Annotated in this window: 14 protein-coding genes; 10 read left to right on the forward strand and 4 right to left on the reverse strand. The window is 49.3% G+C overall.

Annotation, left to right across the window (positions count from 1 at the left end):
- Positions 1-574: DUF6198 family protein (locus G465_RS0103860; protein WP_027405151.1), on the forward strand; the 574-nt coding region annotated here is incomplete at its 5' end.
- Between the two features lie 41 nt (positions 575-615).
- On the opposite strand, the gene G465_RS0103865 is transcribed toward G465_RS0103860, so the two are convergent.
- On the reverse strand, positions 616-1,332 hold the full coding sequence (locus G465_RS0103865) for a response regulator transcription factor (protein WP_022653170.1): 717 nt from the start codon (positions 1,330-1,332) through the stop codon (positions 616-618).
- Positions 1,333-1,641: 309 nt separating this feature from the next.
- On the opposite strand from G465_RS0103865, the gene G465_RS0103870 reads away from it, so the two are divergent.
- A complete protein-coding gene (locus G465_RS0103870) occupies positions 1,642-2,976 on the forward strand; it encodes a sensor histidine kinase (RefSeq protein WP_162138806.1) in 1,335 nt (444 codons plus the stop codon).
- A gap of 32 nt (positions 2,977-3,008) precedes the next feature.
- Here the strand turns inward: G465_RS0103870 and recB are convergent, their stop codons facing one another.
- Together recB and recC are read right to left on the reverse strand one after the other, a co-directional pair.
- The gene (gene recB, locus G465_RS13380; RefSeq protein WP_022653172.1) at positions 3,009-6,782 is read right to left on the reverse strand and encodes an exodeoxyribonuclease V subunit beta; all 3,774 of its coding nucleotides are present in this window, start codon (positions 6,780-6,782) and stop codon (positions 3,009-3,011) included.
- A gap of 71 nt (positions 6,783-6,853) precedes the next feature.
- Positions 6,854-10,351, reverse strand: coding sequence for an exodeoxyribonuclease V subunit gamma (gene recC / locus G465_RS0103880; protein WP_022653173.1), 3,498 nt, complete (start codon positions 10,349-10,351; stop codon positions 6,854-6,856).
- A 151-nt stretch (positions 10,352-10,502) separates the two neighbouring features.
- Here recC and G465_RS0103885 point away from each other — a divergent pair, with 151 nt between their 5' ends.
- From G465_RS0103885 to G465_RS0103910, 6 genes are all read left to right on the forward strand, one after another.
- Positions 10,503-11,138 carry a glutathione S-transferase gene (locus G465_RS0103885; RefSeq protein ID WP_022653174.1) on the forward strand — a complete coding sequence of 212 codons (636 nt, stop codon included), beginning with the start codon at positions 10,503-10,505 and terminating at the stop codon, positions 11,136-11,138.
- Positions 11,139-11,180: 42 nt separating this feature from the next.
- The gene (locus G465_RS0103890; protein ID WP_022653175.1) at positions 11,181-11,408 is read left to right on the forward strand and encodes a hypothetical protein; all 228 of its coding nucleotides are present in this window, start codon (positions 11,181-11,183) and stop codon (positions 11,406-11,408) included.
- Between the two features lie 139 nt (positions 11,409-11,547).
- Positions 11,548-12,630 carry a ParB/RepB/Spo0J family partition protein gene (locus G465_RS14965; RefSeq protein ID WP_022653176.1) on the forward strand — a complete coding sequence of 361 codons (1,083 nt, stop codon included), beginning with the start codon at positions 11,548-11,550 and terminating at the stop codon, positions 12,628-12,630.
- Between the two features lie 17 nt (positions 12,631-12,647).
- On the forward strand, positions 12,648-13,586 hold the full coding sequence (locus G465_RS0103900; protein ID WP_022653177.1) for a DMT family transporter: 939 nt from the start codon (positions 12,648-12,650) through the stop codon (positions 13,584-13,586).
- Positions 13,587-13,595: 9 nt separating this feature from the next.
- Positions 13,596-13,775, forward strand: coding sequence for a hypothetical protein (locus tag G465_RS0103905; RefSeq protein WP_022653178.1), 180 nt, complete (start codon positions 13,596-13,598; stop codon positions 13,773-13,775).
- Positions 13,776-13,821: 46 nt separating this feature from the next.
- Positions 13,822-14,559, forward strand: a complete 738-nt coding sequence (locus G465_RS0103910; RefSeq protein ID WP_022653179.1) for a sporulation protein — start codon at positions 13,822-13,824, stop codon at positions 14,557-14,559.
- A gap of 83 nt (positions 14,560-14,642) precedes the next feature.
- Here the strand turns inward: G465_RS0103910 and G465_RS13390 are convergent, their stop codons facing one another.
- Positions 14,643-16,049 carry a transglycosylase SLT domain-containing protein gene (locus G465_RS13390; RefSeq protein WP_022653180.1) on the reverse strand — a complete coding sequence of 469 codons (1,407 nt, stop codon included), beginning with the start codon at positions 16,047-16,049 and terminating at the stop codon, positions 14,643-14,645.
- A gap of 248 nt (positions 16,050-16,297) precedes the next feature.
- On the opposite strand from G465_RS13390, the gene G465_RS0103920 reads away from it, so the two are divergent.
- Positions 16,298-17,698 carry a PhoH family protein gene (locus G465_RS0103920; protein ID WP_022653181.1) on the forward strand — a complete coding sequence of 467 codons (1,401 nt, stop codon included), beginning with the start codon at positions 16,298-16,300 and terminating at the stop codon, positions 17,696-17,698.
- Positions 17,698-18,660: an alpha/beta hydrolase gene (locus G465_RS13395; protein ID WP_022653182.1), complete on the forward strand. Its 963-nt coding sequence runs from the start codon at positions 17,698-17,700 to the stop codon at positions 18,658-18,660. The genes G465_RS0103920 and G465_RS13395 overlap by 1 nt, the downstream gene beginning before the upstream one ends.
- Positions 18,661-18,729: the final 69 nt, after the last annotated feature.

Here is an 18,729-nt window from a genome sequence, read left to right on the forward strand (position 1 = left end):
TGTGCTGGCAATGTTAATTGGGACCTCTTTTATTGGCTTTGGTATGGCTATGTTTAGCCAAGCAGGTTTGCTTACAGGTAGTACGGCAGGCGTGGCATTTTTACTGCATTATCAATTTGGACAACCGTTTGGTTTGTGGTTTTTCTTAATCAACTTACCATTTTATTGGCTTGCAGTGCGACAAATGGGATGGACATTTACCCTGCGAACCTTTGTTGCAGTCAGTTTGGTGTCTGTATTTGCCAGTTTACATCAGACTTTTTTACCGTTTGAGGGTGAACTCAACCCGTATTACACCGGATTATTAGGCGGTTTATTAATTGGCATGGGCTTAATTGCGTTATTTCGACACAAAGCCAGTGTGGGTGGGATCAATATTTTGACTTTATACCTACAACAACGTTACGCCATTCGGGCTGGCAAAGTTCAATTTGGTGTTGATTTATTGGTCTTGCTCTCATCATTATTTATGGTGAATGTACCGGAGTTAATCGGTTCTCTCATCGGTGCGGCAGCTCTTAGCTTAGTTATCGGGTTTTATCATCGGCCCGATCGCTATATTGCAATGCACTAACTGAAGATTGGCAATGAGCCCAGCCGCAATAAGCGATGGGCTCATGCTTTTGGGATGTAGTATCCCATACCGCGCCGAACTTGGATCGGAAGATCAACACCAAATTGGCGGCGCACTTTATTGCGTAACCGGCTAACAATCACTTCTAGGCGATGCTTGCCTATCTCGCCTTCCTCAAGCGCCATCTCCAGCAGAAAATCCTTATGCTCTATGAGCTCACCTTGAGCGAGAAAGAGTATTTTCAGAAAGTTCATTTCGGCCAGAGAAAGCGCCATGCTGTCTTGTTTTGGTGCGAATGCCAAATGACACATTTCTTCATTCAACATCCACGGGCCACAAACCAACACCTCGGTGCCTGATTCTGGCAAGGATGACTCTCCGTACATGCGCTCAATAATACGTCGAATCGCTAGCGACACTTCCATGATGTCAACTGGCTTGACAAAATAGTAATCGGCCCCTGAATCAAACCCTTCCATTTTATTTTCACGCAAACCGCGTGCTGTAATAAAAATAATCCCAATTTTTTTATTATGTTGTCTTAGATGACGAGCGATCGATAAGCCATCTTCGCCAACAAGCCCAATATCTAAAATGACGGCGGTAAAGCTTTGTACGCATAAGCTGCGGTAAAATTGTGTTGCATCTGAGAATTCTTCTGTCTCAAATCCTAAGTATCGAAGTTGAAAAACCAGCTCTTTTCTTAAGATTTCTTCATCTTCGACCCAAGCAATTTTATGATTATCGAATAATCCCATTTAAAAGTGACACTTTAGAATATGAATATACACTTGCCTACTCTAACCTTTACCAGTGGCCTTGGCAATTTGATTTTTGCTATTTTAGTTATTTTGTATATAAAACAATCAAGATCGACACAAAAGTCATTAAAAATTTGGTGTACGGCTAAGATCTTACTGAGCACAGGCTTTTTACTGAATTTTTCTCAGATTTTTTTCCCCAATCAAATTCCACCAGTAGTAGGAAATTTATTTCAGATAACTGGTGTAGCCACCGAATTTGCTGCTTACTGTTGTTTGCTCAATAAAACCTCTTGGCTGAAAAGATTGTGGCTATTTTGCGGCATCACGCTGCTGATTTTATTGGCGATTGCGATAGGCGAAGAAACACAGGGAGTTCGTCTGTTGTGGCTGTCAGCAGTCATTAGCTGTTTATTACTAGGAATAGCCATGTTGTTGTTCTTACACCCTCAACGTTCTGGCTTGGTGTGGGTGATTGGATGTGTCAATTTATGTGCAGCGACATCGATGTTGTTGCGGGTGTACTACGGGGTATTTATTGGTGAGTTGGTACGACATGAGATGAACTGGGCTAATTTAGGAATTTATCTGATGGCCTACATCACATTGATTATCAACGGTTTTGGTTTCTTGTTGCTGGCAAAAAGCCAAGATGATGAAGAAATTGTCACTTGGGTCGAGGCGGTGCGAGAAAACGAGGAGATACAACGCACCATGCTTGCCACCGCCTCACATGCTTTTCGCACGCCTTTAGCCGAGATTCAGGCCAGTTTAGATTCCTTACGGATTGTGGGAACCGATTTGCCGATGCCGGTATTACAGCGAGTGGACAATATTCGCTATGCAGCAAAGAAAATGTCTAACCTTGCCGATCGTTTGATTAGTGAGGAGCAGTTATTAGAACCTCACCGAGCACGGTCGCAAGAGGAAGTAAAAGCACCAGTCACTGACTATTCCACTTTGCACTTTTTAGAATTGGTAGCACACGAGTTTCGTAACCATACCGCTACGATTAAAGCAGGCGTGGATTCTTTATTGTTACTGAAAAATGAGTTGCCTGAAGCCGCCGAAGAAAATATGCAGCGTTTACGGCTAGGTTTGTGGCGGCTGGGAGATTTAACAGAAGATTTATTACAACAACACCGTTTTCGGACTGAGGTGGGATTAGATAGTGCTGTCTATCCGGTAGAGCTGTGGTCGTTGTTGAATAACAGTATTCACCACTATCAGTTGTTATATCCACATCGCAAAATCGAATTTATTTATCCTGAGCAAGAGATCAATTTGACGGTGGATGCAGCGTTATTTGGTATTGCTATCGATAACTTGATTGATAACGCGCTGTGGCACACGCAAAAAGAAAATAGTCCCATTATGGTAGAGGTCGGATTGAGTGAACGTGCAGTCGTCATTGCGGTGAAAGACTTTGGTGCCGGCATCAGCGCGGAAGATAAAAGCCAGATTTTCAAGCGTTATGTGTCCAGTCGCGGGGAACGGGGGCGAGGGTTGGGGCTACATATTGTTTGGCAAATCATGCAATTGCATAACGGGCAAGTGGAAGTGATCGACAACACACCAACCGGCACGGTGATGAAGCTGTCGTTTCCACTGGCACCACCACCCTCGATCACCTCTCCCTAAGGTGGCGATGACCGAGCGTGTGAAGCAATAGACTACAGCAAAAGCAAGGCCTCGATTTGTGAGATAAAGTCTGCCGAGGGATGTTTAGTAATCAGGCCTTGCGAAGGTGATTGGATACCTCGGATAAAGAAGCACGCAAAGCCGCCGAGGTGTTGTTCTGGCTGGTAGTTGGGCAGGCGGAGGTTAAGCAGGCGATGCAAGGCCAAGGTATAGCAAAGACCTTGGACATCGTAACGATGTTGCAGAATAGCGGCTTGCATAGTTTCGGCGGTGTAGTGATGATCGTCATGGCCGAGACGATTCGATTTATAGTCCAACACGAAATAACGCCCAGCATATTCAATCACCAGATCGATATAACCTTTGAACATACCATGTAGTGTATGGGCATTGAGTGGGGTGCGGTTGTCGCCTGGGAAGAGGGTATTAAGATCGTTCTCTAGTCTTTTGGTGTCGAGTTTCTTTTGAATAGAGAACATAAACTCCATTTCGGTTTGCACTTGATGCGGAGCAAGATCGGCAAGCCGTAGCGGTGGCAATTCTGGATGTAAAGCCAGCGGTGTATCTAACACCAATTTCAACCAGCTATCAAAAACCTCTACCCACTCGCTGAGATCACGGCGTTGACAACGCAGGGTGATCACGCGTTTTCGCTCGCGATCGTTGTGATGGGCAGCAGCAAAACCATATTCAGCCGCCCATTGCAACAAACCATGTAGAAACACACCAGCGCGGGGGCCGGCTTCAAAGCGATGAATATCGTGTCCGGTGGCAGCAGGAAGGGAAAGACGCGGGGGCATCACCGCCGTCAAACCTTCATCGGTAATCACCGGATGCGGCATGTTAAAAGGTTGTCGTTGGTGGCGATCGGGGAGCAAAGCAGAATAGCTGGCAATCCACCAACTGCGGTCAATCATACCGGTAAAGGTTCTTGCTTTATTCAAAGCAACAGGGGAAAGATTTGGCAAAGCGTCAACCGAACCGCTCACTGTGCGTGGTGCATGTGATACCGCAAAATAATCCGGCTGCTGGTACTGTAACGTGTTGAGCTCGTTAAGCCATTCCTGCCCTGTCCATCGTGTAGTCATGCCAAATAAACGACCTATGGCAGTGGTTTCATAGCCAATGTTTTTGTTAGCAACAGGGGCAATGCCGAGGGCAAGATGGTATTTGGCACGAGTTAACGCGACATAGAGTAGCCGCATTTCTTCAGCTTGCCATTCGGTAATAAAACGTTGCCATTCTTGTTCAGTGGCCTCTTCACCTTTGGCGATAAAGTGTGCCGAGCCGTCGGGTTGATGGATGAAAAATGCATTTGTTTTTTTCTGCTCTGGCCAGCGCGGGGCGCAAACAAATGGTAAAAAAACAATAGGGTATTCAAGCCCTTTGGATTTGTGGATCGTGACCACTTTGACCAAATTGGCTTCGCTTTCTAGGCGCAAGATAGCCTGTTGTTGTTGCAAATCAGGTTGTTCTATCAGTTGGCTGAGATGGCGAATTAAACCTTGTTCACCTTCAACTTGAGCCGAGTCAGCTTGAAGGCGCTCGGCAAGGTGTAAGAAGTTGGTCATCACTCGCTCGCCCCCCACCTCTTGCAACACCCGTTTTGGTACACCTTCATCTAGCAACAGTTGGCGCAACATGGTCAGGATACCGTTGCTTTGCCATAACGAACGGTAATCACGAAACCGCTTAATATAATTTTCCCATGCGATTTCATTGGTCACCAATTGTTCGAGCTGCGCCCATGACCAAGCCAGCGAGGGGGTGGCGAGGGCGCGGCGGACGCGATTGCCGTCTTCTGGATAGACGATGGCTTCCAGCCACAACAGAATATCGGCGGCTTGTTGGGTTTGAAAGACAGAATCACGGTCGGAGAGATACACCGAACGCACCCCCAAGCGGCCAAGGGCTTGGCGCATCACATTCGCTTCAAAGCCGCTCCGAACCAGAATAGCAATATCTTCCGCACGAATGGGGCGGGTGGACTCACCCTCGCCGTCGCAGGGCAGTTGGACGTGTTCCGCACCGGCTAACCAATCGGCAATTTGTTGCGCCGTATATCGGGCGGTCAGCAGGCGATAGTCAGTGGAATTGACTTCGTCAGTCCCAGCTACAAACTGAAAATCTACCGCCGCTAATGGCGTGTTATCTAGCGTTAGTCCTAGCGCTTGGTGATGGCTTTTCACGGGGAAAAAGGGAATATCAGGATGAAAAAATACCCCATCGCTGTTGCCTTGTCCCGTTCTCCATTCGCTATCGGCGTCGCCAAATAGCTGATTCACCGCCTCGACCAGCGGTTTGCTGGAACGGTAGTTGGTTTCTAATGTAGTGCGGTGCGCATCGGAAATAGCTCGACGGGCACTGATATAGGTAAAAATATCTGCCCCCCGAAAGGCATAAATTGCCTGTTTAGGGTCACCAATCAGCAATAAACCATATTCAGTGCTGTTTTGCTCGGGGTAGATTGTCGAAAAAATGCGATATTGGGCGGGATCGGTGTCTTGGAATTCGTCAATCATCGCCAGCGGAAATTGCTGCCGCAACACTTGTGCCAACGGATTTTCTGCGGCGGGTGGAGAGGTCTCCGTTCCATGAGAGAGCGCCTGATCAAGGCGTATAATCATGTCATCAAAACCAATTTCTGCTCGCCGTTGTTTTTCTTGATTCAAACGGTGGCCAATCCAATGCGCAGCGTGCTGCCAAATTTGTAAGGTCAATGACGGAAACGCTTTGACCTGATCGCGTAATTCAGCAAGGGCAGCGAGGGCGGCTTCGACTTCCTCTCGTTGGTCGGTGATTAAGCTGCAATTCTTTTTCAGGGCGGTGGTAATCCCTTCGGGTGATAAATACTTCCAAAAACCCTCTTCTTTCAAAGGCACGGGTAACAATGTTTCAGCGTCATCACTGTTAACCCATGTTTGTAAGCCATTAAGCCATATTTGCAGCTTTTCTGCTTTAATGCGACCGCCATGAAATTGTTTTTCTGCCTCAGTCTTGAGCAAAGCGCTAGCCAGCGCATCGAACCACCCTTGACGCCAAGGTTGCCGCAGCAAGGCAAGACGGTCGCAATAATCTTGGTTCAGTTCGGTGATAACCTCGGCCAAAGAAACGTTAGGAGACTGGCGAAGGTCGAGCCCACCTCGGGTCATCAATCCTTGAATATGAGTAAAAAGATTGGTTGGGGTTTGACCGAGGATGGCCAGCGCCTTTTTTAAAATAGGCCCTTGCAGCGTTTGCACATGCACGCGCCAGTAATCACGAGCCGCCTCTTGTTTCAATTCAACATCATCTGTATTCACCTTAAGCTCAAACAGACTTTGGCTATCAAAGGCATGTGTGCGCAGCATTTTTTGGCAAAAGGCGTGGATGGTATAAATCGCAGCCTGATCCATCACTTGTGCCGCTTGATCAAGACGATAGGCACATGCAGCAGCTTTTTTATCATCGCTCTGAGTGTAGCACTGATACAACTGCTGCAAAAACGGGTCATTGGCAAATTCTGCCGTCCGAAACACCGAGGCCGCTTGTTCCAAACGCCGCCGGATGCGGTCGCGCAATTCTTCAGTCGCAGCCTCGGTGAAGGTGACGACAAGAATCGATGACGGCATCTGAGCGGGCAGGGGACTATAACTATCGTCCTCATCCGCCGGCCCGAGAATTAAACGCACATATAAACTGGCAATGGTATAGGTTTTGCCAGTGCCGGCACTCGCCTCAATCAGGTGGTTACCGCTGAGAGGAAAGGTAAGCAGATCGAGTGTTTTGATTGATTCTGTGCTAGGTGCTGTGGTGGTGTTCAACATCGTCTTTCCATCGTCAGGGAGTATCGAGCATTTAGTAGTGGGGTTGCCAATATCAGCAACCCAATAACGGTTTATTCGAATTTGTCATCAATAAGCGGATAGCACGCTGCAGCGACTGAAGTGGCATAGCATAGCCCATAGAACTCATTGGCATAGTGTTCAAATCCAGCGGCGAATAGTGCTGACCAATTCGGCCATGCCCGCGCCAAGGCGGCGTCTCTTTCCACTTCACCTGTTTGATTAAACCCACCTTCATATTCATCTTTTGCCCGTTTTTGCCGCTTTTCACCGTTATCATCTGTTGCCGCAACGGACAAATAGACAGTAGCCGTACGAATCGCCACCGGCAGCGGCTGTCGCATCGCCTGACACCATAACGTGGCAAGCTGCTGTAACGCTTGTTGTGCTTCTCCAGCCGACAGTGGAGACCACACCAGATAGCATTTATCTTTTGGCGAAATCAGTACGGTGGATAAGGGCAATCCCTTGGCACTGGCGAGTAAATGTAACGGCCAATACAGAGCAATGGTATCTAAGCGAGGCGTCTGTTCTTTGCCTTGGAATAATGTGTTGGGTAAGACATGAAATAATGCCTGTTGCTGGTTGGGCCCCGTCCGGCGGTGTTTGATATCGGCATGAAGCTTCCATGCTGGGGTGTCGTCAGGCTGAACGGTTAACGAAAGCGAAGCAACTTCTTCTATTTCTTTCGGCCATTGCTCTGCCGCCTGTTGCCATAAGGAAAAGCCACACCATAAATCGGCTTTAAGGACTTCTAAATCGGCTTCGGCCACTTTACCCACCGGTAACAGCCCTTCGCCCCGCAGTTGCTTGCAGAAATCTTCCCAACGCATCGCCAGTTCGTATTCAGTTAAGCTGTCAGCTTGGCGAAGCAGCGTATTAAGGGCGCGTGAGCGCAACTGATAGAGGTCGAGGCCATCAAGGGCGAAGGCTTCGCAATCAAGCGGTGCTTCACTGTCGCGGAAGTAAATTTGCAACCGTTGAGAAAAAAACGCCGCCACTGGCTTTTTAAAGAAATAGGCCAATTGTTGGATCGGCATGCTGTCAGGGGGCGTGTATGCAGCGAGTTGGCCCGACTCGGGAAAGCTTTGTTCAGCAGGTGTCAGATGGACACCTTCCCAATGTGCGGCATAGGTCCACGCGGTTTGCCCTTGGAAATAACGCAGGCTAAAGGGTTGCAGTGGGTGTTCAGTCGTCAACAGGGTGCTAAGGCGGTGGTTCGGTTCGCTTTCCAGTTGCCATTGGCGGTCGAGATAGTTTTGTAGCTGACTGATTAACACCGAGGGGGGACGCCGGCGGTTATCACGGCTGTCTTGTCCAACATAGCTGATATATAGGGCTTCTCTGGCGGAGAGGACAGCTTCTAGCAATAGATAACGATCATCCTCGTGGCGAGAACGATCGCCCGGTCGGTAATCTTGTGCCATTAAGTCAAAATCGATGCGTTGGGTTTGGCGCGGATAATCGCCGTCGTTCATGCCCAATAGGCAAATGAGTTTGAACGGAATAGCGCGCATTGGCATCAATGTCCCAAAGGTGACAAAGCCTGACATAAACTGCAATGCCACACTGGTATCGGTAAACCCTTCTAACACCACTTCACGCACCACGGCCAGTGGTATCGGATGATCAATACCGGCCTGATCGCAGGCGATCACCCAATCGGTCACGCTTTGGGTAAATTTTTCTAATAGCGCCTGAGTAAATTCATCTTCAGCCACAATACAATCTTGTAATAACCGACCCAATTGTTCTTGCCACTGTTGAGGGCTATAGGCTTCGGTCAGGGCTTGGCTGTGGTCACTGAGAACCCTCAGGCAGTGTGCCAATTTACCAACCAACTCGGCTTCTAATCCACCAATTTCTGGATAGGGGTAGATATCAGACCACGCGCCCTCTTCCTCCACCGCATAACCCAACAACATGCGCTGCAATCCAAACAACCAGCTGTTTTGTGGTTCCGAGGGGAGTTGTAAACGCGTTTTATGTTCCCCATCCAAACCCCAACGAATCCCCGCGCCTTCAACCCATCGCCGCAATAGTGGCAATTCGTGGCTTTCAATGGCAAAGGCTTGGGCAAATTCAGGAATATCGAGCCAATCTAACAACTCACTGACTTGTAAGCGTTGTTCGGGTAGGTGTAGCAATGCTTCAATCACCCGCAGCACTGGTGCGGTACTGCGATCAGCGCGGTCGGCAAGATTGAACGGGATTTGAAACGATTTATCTTCGGTGTTAACAATCGTTTGCCGAAAAACTGATTGGACAAATGGGGCGTATAAATCAATATCCGGCACCATCACCATCACATCACTTGGTTTCAGCCTGCCATGACTTTTTTCAAATCGATCCAGTAATTGGTCATGTAAAATTTCGACCTCGCGCAGGGGGCTGTGCGCACTGTGAAAAACGATCGATTCATCTAATTGCGACAGGATGTTAGGTGTCGGCGCCGGTGGTTCTAAATCGACAATCGACCATTGTAATTTTTCCAGTAAAGAAGCGTGTTCGGATGGCTCAGTGTCATCGAACAGATCGATTTTGCTGAATAAAATTTTTTGCTGGGCACTGTAGGCTTGTTCATCATATTGATCTAACAGCGCAATAAAATCTCGCCCTTGCCGTCCCCATGCCGCTAGTAGAGGGTGACCATGGAGATGTAACAGTTCTGGATCATTTAATAACTCTGGCATCCCAGAACGCTTGGCATGGCGCCGCCGCCCTGCACGTTGCAACACATTGCGCACTTCTAAAATGTCAGCCCAATAGTGTCGGCATGGATTGAGCACCGCCATGATCACATGGCAATGCTGACTTAAGGCATGCAGCGCTTCAACCACTTGCGCCGGCAAGGAAGAAATGCCAAACACAATAATGCGTTCTGGCAACCCTACTGGCCGTTGCGACAGCGATTCCAGCGTGGAGAGAAACTTCGGGTGGATGGCGGCTCGGTGGGTGTTAATTTGTTCTAACAGGGTTTGATTCAGTTTTAGCCACAGTTTAACTTGCCAATGTTGGCTGTCTGTCAGCGGCATGATATGGCCGTTGCTTAACCGGAGTTGATACTGTTCTTCGCTCCAATCGGTCAGCCAATCTGCACGATAGACCTGATATTGGTCGAATAAATCCGCCAGTTGGAGCGCAAGCTGATAACGTTTGCGGCCATCGGCGTCATACTCTAAAAATCGCGCTAACGCTGCAAAATCATTAGGCTGTTGTTTAATCCAATCGGGTAGGTGACGATAGAGATGCCATTGCAGTTGTTTCTTATCAAAAGCAGATTGCAACGGCACGTCTTCCTTACCAAGCACAGTGCGATAGCTATGCCATAAAAATTCTGAAGGCAGTTTGAACGATAACGCAGCAGCGATGCGGTGTTGATGAGCCAATTCTAATTTCAGCCAATGTGCCATGCCGTGGCTATGCGTCAAAATGACTTCATTGCTGAGAGGATGGGCGAGGGGATGTTGCTGTATCCAACCAAAAACCACTTCACGCAGCGCTTCCATTCTGTTGGCGTGGAGGATAGTTAAACCACAATATTCAGACATACCGCCCTCTCAATCAGGGAAATTTTATTTGTATCGGATGTTACCAGAATTTTTCTCTGGTAATTTTGCTAAGACAGTTTCGTTGAGGCACAACCGTGGCAAATTAAGCTGGGGTATTATTTACAATATTTAGAAAAGTTGATTACAGCCTATGACCACCACTCGACCTTTGCTCTATAGCTACCGCCGTTGTCCTTACGCTATGCGAGCTAGAACCAGTCTGTTAATTGCGAACATTGAGTTTGATATTCACGAGATTGTGCTAAAAGATAAACCAGCCGCGATGTTAGCCGCCTCGCCAAAAGGCACCGTACCCGTTTTATGCTTGCCAGATGGTACGGTGATTGATCAGAGCTGGGACATTATTCAATGGGCGTTGCAAAACGTCCCCCATTGGTGGCAAGCAGCACAAAGTGCAGACAATCTGGCCTTGTTGCATACCAATGATGGCGAATTTAAGTATCACCTCGACCGCTATAAATACCCAGAACGCTTTAGTGATAGTCAAGGCCGCGAGGTACATCGACAGCAAGCGATGGAATGTCTATTACAACCTCTCGCAATCCGCCTCAGTGCCAACCCATTTCTCGGCGGTGAACAGCCCTGCGCCACTGATATTGCCATTTTCCCTTTTGTACGGCAGTTTGCTGCGATTGACCCTGTCTGGTTCGCCGAACAACCTCTCCCCGCCTTGCATCAATGGCTATCATACTGGCTCACCTCACCCTTATTTTTACGCTGCATGGCTAAAACCCCCAGTCAGCAAACAATAAAGTTTCCACTGTAATTTTCTTGCCCCAGATGGGACAGCCTTCGAAAGATAACCACCATGTCCACCACCCCCGACCTCGCCAGCATCGCCCAACAACTTGAACGCCTCACCGAGTTATGCCGTATGATCGAACAACGCAGCAACAAATACGACGACAACCCACACCCCAACCGCACCCTCGGCGGCATTCAAATTTTGGCAAACATCGCCGCCAACCTAGCCGATGAAAGCGCAGCACAGCTACACTTATTGCAACTGCAACAACAAAGCAAACCGTCTAGCTAATCATCGCAAGGCGTGTGCTTGCTTTCTGTCCATCGCAGCGGTCTGTTCTGTCGAGTCTCAATGCTTTTTTGAAATGACGACTATGCCACGCTGTGTTGTGCGTATGGCATAGCCCTATTGATTGCATCAGGAGGAAAAATTGAGCGAGCATTCCCCCAAATCTGGCAAGAAATCGCGCTATCCACGCAAACCCCGCGCCGCACATCCCCCACCAAACAAAACCGCCCCCGCCCAAAAACGCAGCACCCTGCCGGCGGCGGTGATGAAATGGGTACAACCGCCGCTGCAGGTTGACGATAACGACCAACACCAGATGTTGGATGTTAACCTCATCACCCCATCGCCTTTTCAACCTTGCTTTCCCACCGAAGACGAAATCCGCCGCCTAGCTGATAGCTTTTCTATTTCCGGCGGACAAGTGACCCCGATCGTCGTCCGGCCACACCCAACCCGCGCTGGGTTTTATGAATTGATTGCCGGTGAAAGGCGGTGGCGTGCCAGTCGTTTATTGGGATTACCCAAAATCCGCGCTGTGGTGCGCGAGTTGACCGACTATCAAGCCCTGCTCTACGTCCTCACCGACAACCCCTCACACCATAAAATTACCGACATTGAGCTGTTCGAATCACAACAAAAACTCAGCCAAGCCCTCGGCGGAGAACAACTGTCTTTGCGCCAGCAAGAAATGTTATTAGGCCGTTCGCGTTCGGGGTTGCATCGTTTACGTTGGTTCAAGCGGTTGAATGCCGACAATCTCGCTTGGGCAAAACAACATAAACACGCGCTATCGGCCTCGACCATCGACCGCGTGATGGCGAAAATCGGCGAGTCGCCGCGCACGGTGGAGTTATTAAACCTCGCCATTCAAACCCTACGCGAACAACCCTCGCTGGATGGTGTCAGCACCGACCCCACCGGCACCGGTACCGCGAAAGAAATCACCTATTCCGCACTGTTCAAAGCCATTTTGAGCCGTAGCACCAGCCGCTTTAAGGAACATCCTGCCTTTTTAGACGGCAATGTGATTGTCTCAAATGGTAAAGTGTCGTTGCGGCGGTTATCGCTCAAAGCCCTGCTCGCCCTGAGCCCAGAAGAATTGCACCGCCAACTGCATGAAGTCGTGGCCCAAGCCAAACACGTGGCCACCCTTTCCCCAGATGATAACCGCCGTGAAATGGAACAAGACGACGAGCTGCCGGATGATATTGGCAACCGGCTCTAACCCTTAACGGACATGCTATGCACGAAAGAAAAACCCTCGATGGCCAAGCCAGCGCCATCATGACCTTGTTATGTGTCATTTGGGGCTTGCAACAAGTGGTACTCAAAGCCGCTGCCGATGATATTACCCCCTTGCTACAAATCGCCCTGCGCTCGGGGATTGCTGCGGCGTTGGTGTGGTTAGTGATGCGGTGGCGACAGGAAAAAATGCAATGGGGCAATGGCTATTGGAAAGCCGGCGGTTTGGTTGGAACGCTGTTTGCCATTGAATTTTTATTAGTCGGCGAAGGGCTGCGTTTTACCTCGGCCTCGCACATGGTGGTATTGCTCTATACCGCGCCGATTTTTGTTGCCCTCGGTTTGCATTGGAAATTGCCTGCTGAACGGCTTAACCGTTGGCAGTGGCTGGGGATTGGCTTGGCCTTTGCTGGCATTGTGTTGACCTTTTTTGGTCGTGGTGACGATCATACCTACAGCGAAAGCGAGCTGAGCCGGATGTTATGGGGCGATATGCTGGGTTTATTGGCCGGTGTGTCGTGGGCGGCAACCACTTTAGTGGTGCGCCTATCTCGTCTCGCCAGCGCACCGACCTCACATACCTTGCAATATCAGCTGTTAGGGGCATTTGTGCTATTAGTGCCCGCCGCCATGTTGTTAGGCCAAGCACAGATTCATTTCACCCCACTCGCCATCGGCAGCCTGTTGTTTCACTCGGTCGTTGTGTCATTTGCCAGCTATCTGGCGTGGTTTTGGCTGTTGAAAAATTATCTTGCCTCGCGCCTCGGGGTGTTTTCTTTTCTGACGCCGTTGTTTGGAATGGTTTTTGGCGTGTGGTTATTAAATGAACCATTAGAACGCAATTTCATCTTCGGCACTGTCTGTGTGCTGGGAGGTGTGGTGTTGGTCAGTGGGCACAGTTGGTTAAACAGTGCTTGGCAAGGGATTTGGAAACGATAGGGGGACGGCATGTTACAACGGTCTGATACTTCGGCTGGTGAAGGTTGCGCACAGGCACAAATGGCCTCGTATGCGCGAATCGAAGCCCAACGGCAAGCGCAATCACAAGGGCGCTGGCAAAAAATCTGCTGTTGGTGGCGGCAATGGGCTGGAAAAACCACGCCACGCCATCATGTAGCGCGCCAGTAGTCTGCGCGCAATCAAACACCGTGAAACAACACAGAAAGGGCCCACCATGTTTAAAAAATTGCTTGCCTCGATTGGTGTCGGGGGTGCCAAGGTTGATACCCAGCTAGACAACCCACGTTTATACCCAGGTGATGTGTTACGGGGTAAAGTGGTGGTACAGGGCGGCAAAGCGGCACAGGATATTGAAAAAATCGAATTGGTGTTGATGATCGAAGCCGAAGACGATAGCAATGACGATACACGCGTCAATTTACCGTTAGGCAGTCTGCGCGTCAGCCAAGCGTTTACCATCCGTGCCGAAGAACGCCGCGAATTTCCATTTGAAATTCAACTGCCAGCCGATTTACCGATCAATGGCCTGCCCTATCACGGCCAACCGCTACCGATTTGGATTCACACCGATTTGGCTATTGATGCTGCCATCGATACCAACGACCGCGATTTCTTAGAAATTCTGCCGCCGGCCCCTGTGAGCACCTTGCTGCAAGCCTTCGATCAATTAGGCTGGGGGATTAGCAGCACCGATGTTGAATTGGGTACAGCGCGAGTCGGCCATGTCAGCAGCACGTTGGGGTGTTATCAAGAAATTGAACTCAGACCACGCGGCGGCAGTTTCCGCATTCAAGAAATTGAATTGACCTTCTTGCCGTATGGCAATGAAACCCATGTGCTGATCGAGGTCGATTCACGCTTTGGCAGTGATTTTTATGCTTCGCTGGTGATGGGGCCAGACTTTGCCCATCGTGATTGGGTGAACGAATTGCGCGCACAGTTGCCATTATGACCGAGGGACACTAATCGCCATCCATTTGACCCTTGTGATGTTGGGTTGCCGATGGTTGGCAACCCAATCGGCCGAGCGCAGTTTTAGGTGTCGGGTTGTTGAATGGTTTTGGCCTGTTGCACACCGATTTTTAACACCTGATTGGCGGTTAAGATATCCGACTCTAAGCGGTTCAACGCTTTTAGATCTGCAACACTGACCCGATAGCGTTTGGCAATGTCGGGCAGAGTTTCGCCTTGTTGTACCACATGACGCGAGTCAGCCGAGGTAGAAACATTCAAATCCAAAATCCGATTATCAGCATTCGCCACTGTCGTGGTTTCAGCACTGACCACGCTGGTTTCTGGCAAGTCTGCGTTAGGCGTTTCTTTGGTTTGTTGTGCAGCAACCAATAAAGGTTGGCCTGGCTGAATGCGTAGATTGGTCAAACCGTTGGTGCGCTTCAAAATATCGAGATCCATGCCAAAGCGTTGCGCGATGTCTTCAGCGGTATCATCTACTTGCGCCACATAGGGTTGCCAATTCATCAATGGTGCCGAGAAACGTGCCAGATTTTCATGGAAACGCTCGGATTTTGCTGCCGGAATTAAAATTTGGCGGCCAGTTTTATGCGCCAGCACCGGACGGTTAAACCCTGGATTTAAGAAACGAACTTCTTCTTCTGTGGTTTCTGCCAATTTGGCAGCCACTTCAAGATCCATGTGTTTACCCGGAGAAATTGCCACGAAATAAGGCTTGTTGGGCAATTTTTCGAGGCGAACACTAAAGCGTTGCGGCTCGGCCAGAATATTGCGCACGGCCAATAGTTTTGGCACGTAATTGCGCGTTTCAGCGGGCAAGCTCAGGTTTTCAAAATCTTCTGGCAAACCACGGGCACGGTTGCGTGCAATCGCACGGCTGACATTGCCTTCACCCCAGTTATACGAAGCGAGGGCAAGGTTCCAATCGCCAAACATGGCGTGGAGATTTTCTAAATAATCAAGGGCGGCGCGGGTGGCGGCGGTGACATCACGGCGGCCATCGTACCACCATGTTTGTTCTAAACCATATTGGCGGCCAGTCGCTGGCATAAATTGCCATAAACCCGAGGCACCCACTGGCGACATGGCTTGAGCATTAAACGCACTTTCAACCAGCGGCAACAGCGCGATTTCTGTCGGCATACCACGGCGTTCAACTTCGTTAATGATGTGGAATAGGTAACGATGGCTGCGCGTCAACATCCGGCGGAAAGATTCCGGATTTTTGCTATACATGCGTTCATGGCGGCGAACCAGTTCGCTGTTGACTTCGCCTAATTGAAAACCGTCACGTACTCGCAACCAAACATTGTCACCATTACGCAAAGTACCGTTGTTTTGTTGGATCAGGTATTGCGCCACTCGCGATGCCGAATCGGGAGCCAAAAAATTGTCCGCATACGCCGTCGCTGTGATTGCACAGCCCACCGCCATAGAAACCGACCACGTCAACAACCGTACCTTCATCATTATATGCGCCTCCTCAAAACAGGCGCCGATGCTAGCCGGCATCTGGCTGTCACGTCAATGAAAAATTATGATATTTCATGATCTTGCTCTATTTTTTCATGTAATTCCCCAAAGTCATGAGTTTTCAATCAGGAGAATGTCCAACCGCTAAATCAAAACATTGCTATATCATGATTTACTGTTACAAAGATGCTGCTCTTACCTGTGGTTTGCCCAATTGATTTTTCTCTGTATGAGGACCTCGCACCATGCCGAAAAAGAAAAAAGCACCGTCGAAATTGTTTGTCCTCGATACCAATGTGCTGTTGCACGACCCCACCAGCCTGTTTCGCTTTCAAGAACACGATGTGTTTATCCCAATCGTGACGCTGGAAGAATTGGATAATCACAAAAAAGGTATGTCAGAACTGGCGCGTAATGCACGACAAGCCAGCCGGTTTATGGATGAGCTGGTGTGTGATCAATCGAATAAACAAATCGAGGCAGGTATTCCTCTGATCACCCACAGCCATCAAGCCGCTACCGGTGCCTTATATCTGCAAACCGCCGCCCTCGCGGCAGAGTTACCCGACAGTTTGCCCTTGGGCCGTGGCGATAACCGCATCTTGGCTTTGGTATTAGCGCTACAACAACGCGATAAAAAACGCGAAGTGGTGTTGGTGTCGAAAGACATCAATATGCGCATTAAAGCGCGGGCGTTGGGTTTGGCGGCAGAAGATTATTTCAATGACCAAGTGCTAGAAGACAGCGATTTATTGTATAGCGGTACTAAACAAATCGATCCCCTGTTTTGGCAACGACATGGCGAGGGGCTACGTTCGTGGACAGAGAACAGCCGCACCTATTATGAAATCAATGGGCCAGATTGTTCTCAATTATTGGTCAATCAATTTTTATGGCAAGACGATGAATCATTTGTCGCGAAAGTCAAAAGCCGGCAAGGAAGTAGCGCGATTTTAGAAACCTTGCGCGACTACAGCCACCAGAAAAATAGCGTCTGGGGCATCACGGCGCGCAATCGTGAACAAAATTTCGCCCTCAATTTGCTGCTTGATCCGGAAATTGACTTTATTACTCTGTTGGGTCAGGCAGGAACAGGTAAAACCTTGCTCACCCTTGCCGCGGGTTTGGTGCAAACACTGGAGCAAAAACGCTACAGCGAAATTATTATGACCCGTGTCACAGTGCCCGTTGGTGAAGATATTGGTTTTTTACCGGGTAGCGAAGAAGAAAAAATGGCACCGTGGATGGGTGCTTTAGAGGATAATCTAGATATCTTAAATCGACCGGAGGAGGATGGTGGCGAATGGGGACGGGCAGCAACACGCGATTTAATGCGCTCCCGTATCAAAATCAAAAGCCTCAACTTTATGCGCGGTCGCACTTTTTTGAATAAATTTCTCATCATTGATGAAGCACAAAACCTGACACCGAAACAAATGAAAACTTTAATTACCCGCGCCGGCCCCGGCACCAAAGTGGTGTGCTTGGGCAATATCGCTCAAATTGATACCCCCTATCTCACTGAAGGCAGTTCCGGTTTAACGTATGTCGTTGACCGCATGAAAGGTTGGAATCACGCCGGCCATGTCACCTTGGCACGCGGTGAACGCTCACGCTTGGCCGATCACGCCGGAGAGGTATTGTAATGACTGTCCATCTTGAACGTATCGACCGCCATCCCACACCACCTGTCGCAGAGCGCCCACCGCTGTTATTTGTTCACGGTGCATATTGTGCGGCATGGTGTTGGGATGAGCATTTCTTACCGTTTTTTGCGGAAAACGGTTGGTCTGCCACCGCATTCAGCCTCGAAGGACACGGCGGAAGCGGTGGGCAAAGTTGGATTGCCATTTTAAGCATTGATGAATACGTCAAAAACCTGCGGCAAATCATTGCTACCTTGCCAAGTCTGCCGATTTTGGTCGGTCATTCGATGGGCGGTTTTGTGATTCAACGCTATTTAGAATTGGGCTATCCGGCGGCAGGGGTGATACTGTTGGCGTCGGTGCCAGGCGAAGGCATGGCGCGCTCGGCCATTCGCATGTTGGGCACCACACCAGACTTATTGACCTCCTTAAACCTATTCCAAGCAGACCAACGCTATCAACCTGAACTCGATCAGGCCAAACGGCTGTTGTTTTCCGACAGTATGCCGGAGGAAGAATTAGCAAAATGGGCCTATCGTTTCACACCAGAATCCATGCGAGCTATTTTAGACATGACGCTGGTAAGCTTTTTTAGCGTGAAGGCGTTAGAACAGATACCTGCGCTGGTGTTGGGCGGTGATGAAGATAAAATCATCAGCCCAAGCGAAGTGGTTAAAACCGCACGCCGTTTGCACACCGAAGCGGAAATTGTCAGTGGTTGTGGTCACATGATGATGTTGGATACTGTGTGGCAAGAGGTAGCGCAGCGAATGTTGGAATGGCTGTCACTGAATTGGCCGACCGTCACCGAACCACAACCCACTGTACAGGCTGAAGCGGTCATGGCCGACAGCGTCACAGCAACACCAGCCACGCCACGACGCCGTAGCACCCGCCGCCCAAGCAGTAAGCTGTCACGTTTTGCCATGGTTCGCAGTAGCGAAGAAAAATCAAACGATTGATTGACAGCCAGTGATCTGCTCCGTACAGTCGCAATGCCTTTGTCACGTTGCCACTGTTTCGGAGCTTTT

This window comes from Aquaspirillum serpens DSM 68 (assembly GCF_000420525.1).
Lineage (GTDB): Bacteria > Pseudomonadota > Gammaproteobacteria > Burkholderiales > Aquaspirillaceae > Aquaspirillum > Aquaspirillum serpens.

What these genes read in the sequence shown, in the direction of transcription:
- G465_RS0103865 (WP_022653170.1), bottom strand. Translation starts at nt 1,332, where the DNA reads ATGGGATTATTCGATAATCATAAAATTGCTTGGGTCGAAGATGAAGAA.
- recB (WP_022653172.1), bottom strand. Translation starts at nt 6,782, where the DNA reads ATGTTGAACACCACCACAGCACCTAGCACAGAATCAATCAAAACACTC.
- recC (WP_022653173.1), bottom strand. Translation starts at nt 10,351, where the DNA reads ATGTCTGAATATTGTGGTTTAACTATCCTCCACGCCAACAGAATGGAA.
- G465_RS0103885 (WP_022653174.1), top strand. Translation starts at nt 10,503, where the DNA reads ATGACCACCACTCGACCTTTGCTCTATAGCTACCGCCGTTGTCCTTAC.
- G465_RS0103890 (WP_022653175.1), top strand. Translation starts at nt 11,181, where the DNA reads ATGTCCACCACCCCCGACCTCGCCAGCATCGCCCAACAACTTGAACGC.
- G465_RS0103900 (WP_022653177.1), top strand. Translation starts at nt 12,648, where the DNA reads ATGCACGAAAGAAAAACCCTCGATGGCCAAGCCAGCGCCATCATGACC.
- G465_RS0103905 (WP_022653178.1), top strand. Translation starts at nt 13,596, where the DNA reads ATGTTACAACGGTCTGATACTTCGGCTGGTGAAGGTTGCGCACAGGCA.
- G465_RS0103910 (WP_022653179.1), top strand. Translation starts at nt 13,822, where the DNA reads ATGTTTAAAAAATTGCTTGCCTCGATTGGTGTCGGGGGTGCCAAGGTT.
- G465_RS13390 (WP_022653180.1), bottom strand. Translation starts at nt 16,049, where the DNA reads ATGATGAAGGTACGGTTGTTGACGTGGTCGGTTTCTATGGCGGTGGGC.
- G465_RS0103920 (WP_022653181.1), top strand. Translation starts at nt 16,298, where the DNA reads ATGCCGAAAAAGAAAAAAGCACCGTCGAAATTGTTTGTCCTCGATACC.
- G465_RS13395 (WP_022653182.1), top strand. Translation starts at nt 17,698, where the DNA reads ATGACTGTCCATCTTGAACGTATCGACCGCCATCCCACACCACCTGTC.